Origin of the sequence: Streptomyces sp. IBSBF 2435 (genome assembly GCF_036815005.1) — a bacterium.
In the GTDB taxonomy this organism is placed as follows: domain Bacteria; phylum Actinomycetota; class Actinomycetes; order Streptomycetales; family Streptomycetaceae; genus Actinacidiphila.
This window is the reverse complement of sequence record NZ_JAJSYW010000220.1, coordinates 1-10266: the sequence shown is the minus strand read 5'-3', so window position 1 is coordinate 10266 and position 10266 is coordinate 1. Positions and strand designations below refer to the sequence as shown.

Annotated in this window: 8 protein-coding genes; 4 read left to right on the top strand and 4 right to left on the bottom strand. The window is 71.2% G+C overall.

The window, feature by feature from the left end; genetic code table 11:
- From V7E46_RS29610 to V7E46_RS29595, 4 genes are all read right to left on the bottom strand, one after another.
- The coding region (locus V7E46_RS29610) for a hypothetical protein (protein ID WP_333771301.1) at nucleotides 1-359 on the bottom strand (359 nt) is incomplete at its 3' end.
- Between the two features lie 198 nt (nucleotides 360-557).
- Nucleotides 558-1433, bottom strand: a complete 876-nt coding sequence (locus tag V7E46_RS29605; RefSeq protein WP_333771300.1) for a hypothetical protein — start codon at nucleotides 1431-1433, stop codon at nucleotides 558-560.
- Between the two features lie 154 nt (nucleotides 1434-1587).
- Nucleotides 1588-2898 carry a metallophosphoesterase gene (locus V7E46_RS29600; protein ID WP_333771299.1) on the bottom strand — a complete coding sequence of 437 codons (1311 nt, stop codon included), beginning with the start codon at nucleotides 2896-2898 and terminating at the stop codon, nucleotides 1588-1590.
- Between the two features lie 195 nt (nucleotides 2899-3093).
- Nucleotides 3094-4200: a LacI family DNA-binding transcriptional regulator gene (locus V7E46_RS29595; protein WP_329177014.1), complete on the bottom strand. Its 1107-nt coding sequence runs from the start codon at nucleotides 4198-4200 to the stop codon at nucleotides 3094-3096.
- Between the two features lie 406 nt (nucleotides 4201-4606).
- Here V7E46_RS29595 and hisC point away from each other — a divergent pair, with 406 nt between their 5' ends.
- From hisC to cydD, 4 genes are all read left to right on the top strand, one after another.
- Nucleotides 4607-5689, top strand: coding sequence for a histidinol-phosphate transaminase (gene hisC, locus V7E46_RS29590; protein WP_333771298.1), 1083 nt, complete (start codon nucleotides 4607-4609; stop codon nucleotides 5687-5689).
- A gap of 168 nt (nucleotides 5690-5857) precedes the next feature.
- The gene (locus V7E46_RS29585; RefSeq protein WP_333771297.1) at nucleotides 5858-7375 is read left to right on the top strand and encodes a cytochrome ubiquinol oxidase subunit I; all 1518 of its coding nucleotides are present in this window, start codon (nucleotides 5858-5860) and stop codon (nucleotides 7373-7375) included.
- Between the two features lie 18 nt (nucleotides 7376-7393).
- The gene (gene cydB, locus V7E46_RS29580) at nucleotides 7394-8425 is read left to right on the top strand and encodes a cytochrome d ubiquinol oxidase subunit II (RefSeq protein ID WP_333771296.1); all 1032 of its coding nucleotides are present in this window, start codon (nucleotides 7394-7396) and stop codon (nucleotides 8423-8425) included.
- 43 nt (nucleotides 8426-8468) lie between these two features.
- Nucleotides 8469-10266: thiol reductant ABC exporter subunit CydD (gene cydD, locus V7E46_RS29575; protein ID WP_333771295.1), on the top strand; the 1798-nt coding region annotated here is incomplete at its 3' end.

Sequence of the window (10266 nt, the reverse complement as noted above, 5' to 3'; positions counted from 1 at the left end):
CAGGTGGGTGGGACGGGCGGTGGCCAGCCGACCGTGGAGAAGCTGCGCCACAGGCCGAGGGCCACGACGGCGTTGGCGGAGAAGGTCGACGCCAGGTAGGAGCTGGGGCGGCCGGCCGGGTCGGTGCAGTGCGGGCCCTTGTGCAGGACGATGTCGATGCCGGTGCCGTTCATGACCTCGTCCACCCCGAGCGGCGCCAGTTCCTGGCATTTCCCCTGCACCGGATTGACGATGCTCTGGCTGAAGTCCGCGCCGCGGGTGGCGGTGATCCGGCCGCCCGAGGTGTCCGAGCAGCCCGTGGCCGCCCACACCAGCGGGACGATCGAGCACAGGGCGGCGAGCGTACGGCGGACGCGCATGGGCTTCTCCCGTCTGACCAGGTACGGGATGAGTCAAACAACGTCACACGCCGGGCGCGACCGGGGTCGGCCAACCGGGGGGGCTCGGCCTCACTCCGGCGGACGCGGCCCCGGACGTCGCCCCAGAAGGTGGTGCAGACGTCGCCGCGCAGACCGCCGCACATTGCGGCGGGCCGGAACGGCGTCACCAGGGTGAGGTCATTCCGGCGCGCGGCCGGGCCCGCCGAAATCCGGACTGCCGAAGTCGGGGCTGCTGAAATCCGGACTGCTGAAACGCGGCGCGGACGTCCGCGGCTCCGTGTCCTGCGGCGAGGAGTAGTCGGGGCTCGAATAGCCCAGGCGCGGAATCCGCGGCACGGAGGGCGCGACGGACGGCGCGGCAGGGATCGAGGTGTCGTTCAGCGCGGCGTCGAGGAAGGGCAGCAGCCCGCGGTCGAGCAGCGCCTGATGCCACGTCTCGCGGGCCTGCAGCACCTCAGGGGGCATCCCGTCGGGCGAGTCGTGGATGGCGCTGGAGCCGTCCCGCAGCGCGGTCAGCAGCAGCCCGATCGCGCCGAGCAGGATCGACGCGGCGGCGACCGCGGCGAAGAACCAGCCCGCCGTGCGCAGCGGTGAGGCGATGGCGGGCTGCGGGTCCACCGCGTCCATCGAGTAGCCGATCACCAGGAAGATCAGCGCCGCGGCTCCGGCGAGCAGCGGTGTCAGGACGGCGATGACGGCGGCCAGCCCCGCGCCGGAGCCCGCACCGTCAGCGACGCCCATGGCGGCATAGCCGAACGCCCTGCTGTCGCGGGACCGCGCCGCCTCGCGCACCGCTTCCCGCGTCTGCGCGCGGAGCGTGCGGTAAGCGTCGTACTCGGCGGCGGCCCGCCCGCTGATCGGCTCGGCTGCGGCCAGCGCAAGGGTGCGCAACTGCTCGGCGTTCAGCGGCAGGCCGTCGCCTATGGCGCCGTCCGGCCGTCCGGGACCCCGGGCTTCCTCCTCGTCCAGGACGATACGCAGGGCCTCGTCCAGAACGTGCTCGAAATCAGGGCGGTCTTCGTTGAGCAGGTGTGGAGCGGTGGTCATGTGCATCCCCCGATGCTCCGACTCCCCGAGCGAGGCCGGTGTTCCGTCACGGGAACGGGCTCGACCGGCCGGATGCGCGGAGAGCGGTGTGCCTACGGATAAAGCGATGGTAGAGCGGGGAGGTCAGACCGAGACAGGGTGCAACCAGGAAATGTGGAGGTTAGCCAATCAGCGGGAGTTGGGCAACCAGTAGGCGGCCTTCCATGGTGACGCCGCCGTCCATTGCCACGGCGAGACTGTCCGCGTAGACCATTGGACCGCTCACGGTGTGGCCGCGCTCCTCGCCGTCCTGCGGCGCCTCGCCGGCCTCGCCCAGCAGGTAGGGGATCGGGCTGTGCCCGTGGACCACCCGCCGGCCGCCGTAGGTGCCGAGGATTTCGCGGGCGGCCTGCGGGCCGTCGTCCCCGCGGAAGGCGAAGCGCTTGGTGAGCTTGCGGAAGAGGTCCCAGCATTCATCGGCGTCATTGCGCTGGAGCACGCCGGTGATCGCGTCGTTCATCTCCTCGATGCTGCTGCCGTAGTCCAGATACGCGGTGGTGTCGGAGTGCACCAGCAGATGGTCGTCGGTGAGGTGGGCGGCGTCCAGCCGGGAGATCCAGGTCAGATGCCGGTCTTCGAGGCGCTCCATGTCGGAGGGCTGGCCGCCGTTGAGGCGCCAGGCGGCGAGGAAGGAGGCGGTGCCGCCCACGGAATTGACGGGCGTGTCGCCGAAGCGGTGGGCGCCGAGCAGCAGCAGTTCGTGATTGCCCATCAGGGCGCGGCAGTATCCGCCGGCCGCTGCGGCCTCCGCGGACAGCTGCATGACCAGTTCGATCACGCCGATGCCGTCCGGGCCGCGGTCGGTGAAGTCGCCGAGGAACCACAGCCGCGCGCTGCCCGCCGACCAGTGGCCCTCGCCGTCCACCAGGCCGCGCTCGCCGAGCGCCGCCAGCAACTCGTCGAGATAGCCGTGCACATCGCCGACGACGTACAGCGGACCGGGGCGCTCCGCCCGCTCCGCCGCCGTCTGCGACGGGGCGGCGATCACCGGCAGGTCGCGTTCTGTGGGGGTGTAGTCGGTGGGGACCAGCTGCGTGTCGGGCTCGGTCGGTTCGTACGGCCGGGGCGGGGCGGGCACCGTCGGGGCGTGCACGGGCGCGGGCGGCGCGCTGTCGAAGGCCGGGACGGGAGCCGGCGCCGGGTAGCCGCCGATCGCGTTCTGCTGCCCGTAGCCCGCGGCAGGCTGGTGCTCATGGCCGTAACCGCCGGCCGGCTCACGCGCGTGCTCGTAGCCGGCGCCCGCCGGCTCGTGCCCGTACGCGGCGGCTGCTTCGTACCGTGCGGCGTCCGCCGTGCCCGCGGCCTGCTCGAACGCGGGCGCGGGCGGGATGCCCAACGCGTGCTCGTAACCTGCCGCGCGTTCAAAAGCCGCCTCGGGACGCCAGCTGTCCGCGGTCCCGGGCTCGGCCCCCTGACCTGCCCCCTGAGTCATCGACCCCTCCACGATCGCGCCGCCATCCGCCCATCATAGGAATGACGCTGTCGCGTTGTGACATACCCGGGCAGCTGGTTTTCGCACGGTAAAGACAAAACACCCCGTAGCCACCATGGCACTACGAAGGCCTGACGATGGACGGTACCGCGCGTCGCCGCAGTGCGGCCCGGTCCGGACCGCCGTCCTCGGACCTTAACCCTCCCCACGGGCCGGACCGCGCGGCGGGCTGACGGTGGTGCGGTGCGCGCGGCGCTGCGAGGAGGTGCGGATGATCAGCTCGGTCGGCATCACCTGCTGCACCGGCTGGGCCGGGCCGACCCCCTCGATGGCGTCGATGAGCAACTGCACGACCGCGGTGCCGATCCGGCGCGGTTTGAGCGACAACGTGGTGATCGGCGGCTCGGTGGCGGCATAGCCGGTGCTCTCGCTGCAGCACACCAGCAGCAGGTCGTCGGGCACCCGCAGTCCGTAGCGGCGGGCGGCGGCGAGCAGGTCGGTGCCGTTGGGGTCGAAGAGCCCGTAGACGGCGTCGGGCCGGTCGGGCCGTGCGAGTAAGCGGTCCGCGGCGACGGCGCCCGCACAGGGATCGTGCGCGGGGTAGGCCTCGTAGACCGGTTCCTGGCCGATGCGTTCGCACCACTCCAGATACGCGGTGGTCGACAGCCGGGTGTACGTGTCGGTGCTGGTGCCGGTGAGCAGGCCGATCCGGCGCGCCCCGGCGGCCGCGAGGTGGTCGAGGATGCCGAGTACGGCCTCCTCGTGGTCGTTGTCCACCCAGGCGTGCACCGGCAGGCTGCCGGCCGGGCGGCCGTCGCTGACCACCGGCACGCCCTGCCGGACGAGTTCGGTGACGACCGGGTCCTGGTCCGAGGGGTCGACGACGACCGTGCCGTCCAGCGCCACATTGCCCCACACGTCGTGCCGTGAGGAGGCGGGCAGGATGACCAGGGCGTAGCCGCGGGCAAGCGCGGCGGAGGTGGCGGCCCTTGCCATCTCCGCGAAGTACGCGAATTCGGTGAAGGTGAACGGTTCTTCGCCGTATGTCGTCACCGTCAGGCCGATGAGTCCGGACCTGCCGGTGCGCAGCGTGCGGGCGGCGGCGGAGGGGCGGTAGCCCAACCGGTCGGCGACCTCACGGACATGGCGTCGGGTGGCGTCGGGCAGTCGGCCCTTGCCGTTGAGCGCGTCGGAGACAGTCGTGATCGAGACGCCGGCGGCAGCGGCGACATCCCTGATCCCCGCCCGCTCCAGCCGGCGTCCGACGGGCCGGCTCGCCTGGTGATTCCCTGCTGCTGTCATGGCGTGCTGATATTAGGGCGGCCTTGGCCCGCTCGGCCGCCACCCTGCTGGGCACCGAGAAGGAAGGTTTCTGCATGATCGAAAACGTTATGCAATGTGGAATATGCAGACGGCAGGGCGGGAGTTAAGGAGATACGGGCGCAAGCACGGCGATCCGTGGACCAATGGCCCAATGGAACCGGTGGCGGCAAGTCACCCCTACGAGGGATGCGCGCCACCCGGCGCGCCACCGGAGCATGGTGGGGGCGCCGCCCTCGGCACAAGGACGCGGAGCGGCCGCGAGGCGGTTTCGCGCCACCCCGCGGGGAGCAGCCGGGAGCCGTCTGCGCCCGCGCGCCGGAAGCGCCGCCGGCCGCTGTGGCGCACCGCACTCCCCAGGTCGGCGCGGTCCTCGTAGGGTGTGGCCATGAGCCCCGAGACCCCCAAGCTGCGCGTGGAACTGGACGGTATTCCCACCTACAAGCCGGGACGGCCGCCGGCCGCGGAGGAGGGCGCACCCGCTTTCAAGCTGTCCTCCAACGAGAATCCGTACCCGCCACTGCCGGGTGTCCTGGAGGCGGCCACCGCGGCTGCGGCGTCCTTCAATCGTTATCCGGACATGGCCTGCTCCGAGCTGACCGCCGAGCTGGCGGCGCGCTTCGGGGTCCCGGCCGCGCATGTGGCGACCGGCACGGGGTCCGTGGGTGTGGCGCAGCAACTGCTGCAGGCGACCTCGGGCCCGGGCGATGAGGTCATATACGCCTGGAGGTCCTTCGAGGCCTATCCGATCATCACCCGGATCAGCGGTGCGCGGGCGGTGCAGGTGCCGCTGGACGCCGCCGAGCGGCACGATCTGGACGCGATGGCCGACGCTGTCACCGAGCGGACCCGGCTGATCTTCGTCTGCAACCCCAACAACCCCACCGGCACCGTGGTGCGCAAGGCCGCGCTGGAGCGCTTCCTGGACCGGGTGCCGGGCGATGTGCTGGTGGTGCTCGACGAGGCCTACCGCGAGTTCAACACCGACCCCGAGGTGCCCGACGGCACGGACCTCTACCGGGAGCGGCCCAATGTGGCCGTCCTGCGGACCTTCTCCAAGGCGTACGGCCTGGCGGGGCTGCGGGTCGGTTTCGCCATCGCGCACGAGCCGGTGGCTGCCGCGCTGCGCAAGACCGCGGTGCCCTTCGGGGTGAGCCAGCTGGGCCAGGACGCGGCGGTGGCGAGCCTGCGGGCCGAGCCGGCGCTGCTCGAACGGGTGGCGGGCCTGGTCGCCGAGCGGTCCCGGGTGGTCGGCGAGCTGACCGCGCAGGGCTGGACGGTTCCGGAGACCCAGGCCAACTTCGTCTGGCTGCGGCTGGGGGAGCGCACGGCGGACTTCGCGGCGGCCTGTGAGCGGGCGGGTACGACGGTGCGGCCGTTCCCCGGCGAGGGCGTCCGGATCACGGTCGGCGAGACCCCGGCGAACGATCTGCTGCTGCGGACCGCCGCTGGCTTCCGCAAGGGGATCTGACCGGCCCGGGATCCGGTACTCCCCCGACCCCTACGACCCGGCCGCAGCGGCTCCGACCTGCGGAATCGCCCCCTGACCACCCCCCGGTGGCAGGGGGCGAACACATGTGCGCGATACTGCTTGTGAATGAGTTCACGTTCACAAGCGCGACGCAAAAGGAGACGTATCGTGCAGCTCGCTCTGGAGCCACTGAACGTCGCCAGGTGGCAGTTCGGCGTGACGACCGTCTACCACTTCCTCTTCGTCCCCCTGACGATCTCGCTCTCCGCGCTCACCGCGGGCCTGCAGACCGCCTGGGTGCGTACGTCCAAGGACAAGTACCTCCGAGCCACTAAGTTCTGGGGCAAGCTCTTCCTGATCAACATCGCCATGGGTGTGGTGACGGGCATCGTCCAGGAGTTCCAGTTCGGCATGAACTGGTCGGACTACTCCCGCTTCGTCGGCGACATATTCGGCGCCCCGCTCGCCTTCGAGGCGCTGATCGCCTTCTTCTTCGAATCGACCTTCATCGGGCTGTGGATCTTCGGCTGGGACAAGCTGCCGAAGAAGATCCATCTGGCCTGCATATGGATGGTCTCGATCGGGACGGTGCTGTCGGCGTACTTCATCCTGGCGGCCAACTCCTGGATGCAGCACCCGGTCGGCTACCGCTACAACCCGAAGACCAAGCGGGCCGAACTCACCGACTTCTGGGCGGTGCTGACCCAGAACACCGCGCTCGCGCAGTTCTTCCACACCATGTCCGCGGCCTTCCTGACCGGCGCTGCCTTCATGATCGGTATCGCCGCCTACCACCTGGCCCGCAAGCAGCACATTGCCGTGATGCGCTCGTCGCTGCGGCTGGCCCTGGTGGTCGCCGTGGTGGCCGGCGCGCTCACCGCGATCAGCGGGGACACGCTCGGCAAGGTGATGTTCAAGCAGCAGCCGATGAAGATGGCCGCGGCGGAGGCGCTGTGGGACGGGCAGAAGGGCGCGCCCTTCTCGATCTTCGCGGTCGGTGACGTCAGCAAGGGCCACAACGAGGTCGCGATCGACATCCCCAATCTGCTGTCCTTCCTCGCCACCGACAACTTCACCTCCTACGTCGGCGGCATCAACGATGTGAACAAGGCCGAGCAGCAGAAGTTCGGCCCCGGCGACTACCGGCCGAACATCCCGGTCGCCTACTGGGGCTTCCGCTGGATGATCGGCTTCGGCGTGGTCTCGATCGGGGTCGGCGCGGCGGGGCTGTGGCTCACCCGGCGCCGCCTGTGGGTGGCGCCCGAGCACCGGACCGGCGAGGACGAGGTGCCGAACCTGATGCTCACCAGGAAGACCCGGTTCGGCCCCGGACTGTCCCGCTGGTACTGGCGGCTGGCACTGCTCACCATGGTCTTCCCGCTGCTCGCCAACTCCTGGGGCTGGATCTTCACCGAGACCGGCCGCCAGCCCTGGGTCGTCTACGGAGTGCTGCGCACCCGGGACGCGGTCAGCCCAGGGGTGTCCACCGGGGAGGTGCTGACCTCGCTGATCGTCTTCACCGGCCTCTACGCCGTCCTCGCCTTCATCGAGGTCCGGCTGCTGCTGAAGTACGCCAAGGCCGGCCCGCCGGAACTGACCGACGAGGACCGCCGGTCCCCCACCCGTATCGGCGGTGACAGCGGCGGCACGGACGCCGACGACCGCCCGATGGCCTTCTCGTACTGAGCGGCAGGAGGAGAGATCATGCATCTGCACGACGTCTGGTTCGTCCTGATAGCCGTTCTGTGGACCGGGTACTTCTTCCTGGAGGGCTTCGACTTCGGGATCGGCGTCCTGACCAAGCTGCTGGCCCGCGACCGTAGCGAGCGGCGTGTGCTGATCAACACGATCGGCCCGGTCTGGGACGGCAACGAGGTCTGGCTGCTCACCGCGGGAGGAGCGACCTTCGCCGCCTTCCCCGACTGGTACGCGACCCTCTTCTCCGGCTTCTACCTGCCGCTGCTGGTGATCCTGGTCTGCCTGATCGTGCGCGGGGTCGCCTTCGAATACCGCGCCAAGCGGGACGGCGAGCGCTGGCAGCGCAACTGGGAGCACGCGATCTTCTGGACCTCGCTGCTGCCGGCGTTCCTGTGGGGGGTCGCCTTCGCCAACATCGTGCACGGCGTGAAGATCGACGCCCACAAGGAGTACGTCGGCGGCTTCTGGGACCTGCTGCACGGCTACGCCCTGCTCGGCGGTCTGGTGACGCTGGCGCTGTTCACCTTCCACGGTGCCGTCTTCGCCTCGCTCAAGACGGTCGGCCCGATACGGGAGCGGGCGCGCGCGTTCGCCACCAGGATCGGCGCGGTCGCGGCGCTGCTGGCGCTGGCCTTCCTGATCTGGACGCAGGCGGTCAGCGGCAACGGCCGCAGCCTGGTGGCACTGATCGTGGCCGCCGTCGCCCTCGCGCTCGCGCTGGGTGCGAACATCGCGGGGCGGGAGGGCTGGTCGTTCGCCTTCTCCGGGGTGACGATCGCGGCGACGGTCGCCCTGTTCTTCCTGAGCCTCTTCCCCGACGTCATGCCATCCTCGCTCGACAGCGCCTGGAGCCTGACGGTCAGCAACGCCTCGGCGACCCCGTACACGCTGCGGATCATGACCTGGTGCGCTGCGGTCGCCACTCCGCTGGTGCTGCTCTACCAGGGGTGGACCTACTGGGTCTTCCGCAAGCGGATCGGCACCCAGCACATCGCCGCAGGTCAGCCGACGGGTCGGCCCGCTGAAGGCGCGCACTGATGTTCCACGTGAAACACGGTCGGCGCGGAAGGGGATGTTCCACGTGAAACCCGTCGATCCGCGACTGCTGCGGTATGCGCGCACCACCCGGGTCTTCCTGGCCGGCACGGTCGGGCTGGGCCTGCTGGGCGCGGGGCTGATCGTCGCGCAGGCGACGCTGATCGCCGATCTGGTCGTCGGCGGCTTCCAGTACGGCGACGGCGCAGGGCAGCTGGGCGGCGATCTGCTGTGGCTGGCGGCCGTCTCGGTGGGCCGGGCACTGGTGGCCTGGCTGACCGAACTGTGCGCGCACCGGGCCGGCGCGGCGGTCACCTCGCAACTGCGCAACCGGCTGCTGGTACGGGCGACCGTGCTCGGTCCCGGCTGGCTGACCGGCCGCCGCAGCGGCGAACTCACCACCCTCGCCACCCGCGGCATCGACGCGCTGGACGACTACTTCGCGCGCTACCTGCCGCAGTTGGGGCTCGCCGCGGTCGTCCCTGCGGTCGTGCTGGCCCGCATCCTTTTCGCCGACTGGATCTCGGCGCTCACCATCGTGCTCACCCTGCCGCTGATCCCGCTGTTCATGGTGCTGGTCGGCTGGGCGACCCGGGACCGGATGGACCGGCAGTGGCAACTGCTGGGCAGGCTGTCCGGGCACTTCCTCGACGTGGTCGCCGGGCTGCCGACGCTCAAGGTCTTCGGGCGGGCGAAGGCCCAGGCCGACAACATCCGCGCCATTACCGGCGACTACCGACGGGCCACCCTGAAGACGCTGCGGATCGCCTTCCTGTCGTCCTTCGTGCTGGAACTGCTCGCCACCATCTCGGTCGCGCTGGTCGCCGTCGACATCGGCATGCGGCTGGTGCACGGCGAACTGTCGCTGCGGACCGGGCTGCTCGTGCTCGTCCTGGCCCCCGAGGCGTATCTGCCGCTGCGGCAGGTCGGGGCGCAATATCACGCGGCGGCCGAAGGGCTGGCCGCCGCGGAGCAGGTCTTCGAGGTCCTGGAGACCGAGCCGGCCACCGTGCCCGGCAGCCTTCCCGCGCCCGATCTGCGGACCGCCACCGTCCGGGTCGAGGGCCTCGCGGTACGCAGCGAGGGCGCCCTGGCGCCGACCTCCTTCACCCTCGCGCCCGGGGAGACGCTGGCCGTGACCGGGCCGAGCGGGATCGGCAAGTCCACACTCCTCAGCGCACTGCTCGGCTTCGCCCCCGCCGCGCAGGGCCGCGTCCTCGTCGACGGGACCGACCTCGGCGCGATCGATCCGGCGTCCTGGCACCGGCAGATCGCCTGGGTGCCCCAGCACCCGCACCTCTTCCCCGGCACGATCGCGGACAACGTCCGGCTGGTCCGCCCCGACGCTGCCGACGCCGACCTGCACGCCGCTCTCGCCGCCGCGGGTGCGCTGCGCTTCGCCGCCCCCGATGACGTCATCGGCGAGGACGGCGCCGGGCTGTCGGCGGGCCAGCGGCAGCGCATCGCGCTGGCCCGCGCCTTCCTCGCCGACCGGCCGCTGCTGCTGCTCGACGAGCCGACCGCCAATCTCGACGGCGACACCGAAGGGGCGCTGATCGCGACCCTGCGGGAGTTGGCCAGGGGCCGCACGACGATCCTGGTCGCGCACCGCCCCGCGCTTCTGCCGCTGGCCGGCCGGGTGCTGGCGCTGACGCCCGCGGCGGGCGGGGCCGAGGTGCCGGCGGCGCGGCAGGCTGCCCCGGCCGGGCAGGCGTCGGCGCCCGTCACGGCGCCGGACGGGGGCGCCGGGCCTGCGGGTGCGGGTGCCGCCGGCAGGAGTACGGAGCCGCTGGCCGGCGTCTCCGGCGGGGGTGCCGGGCCTGCGGGCGTCGGCGATCCCGGTC

What these genes read in the sequence shown, in the direction of transcription:
- V7E46_RS29600 (WP_333771299.1), bottom strand. Translation starts at nt 2,898, where the DNA reads ATGACTCAGGGGGCAGGTCAGGGGGCCGAGCCCGGGACCGCGGACAGC.
- V7E46_RS29595 (WP_329177014.1), bottom strand. Translation starts at nt 4,200, where the DNA reads ATGACAGCAGCAGGGAATCACCAGGCGAGCCGGCCCGTCGGACGCCGG.
- V7E46_RS29605 (WP_333771300.1), bottom strand. Translation starts at nt 1,433, where the DNA reads ATGCACATGACCACCGCTCCACACCTGCTCAACGAAGACCGCCCTGAT.
- hisC (WP_333771298.1), top strand. Translation starts at nt 4,607, where the DNA reads ATGAGCCCCGAGACCCCCAAGCTGCGCGTGGAACTGGACGGTATTCCC.
- cydB (WP_333771296.1), top strand. Translation starts at nt 7,394, where the DNA reads ATGCATCTGCACGACGTCTGGTTCGTCCTGATAGCCGTTCTGTGGACC.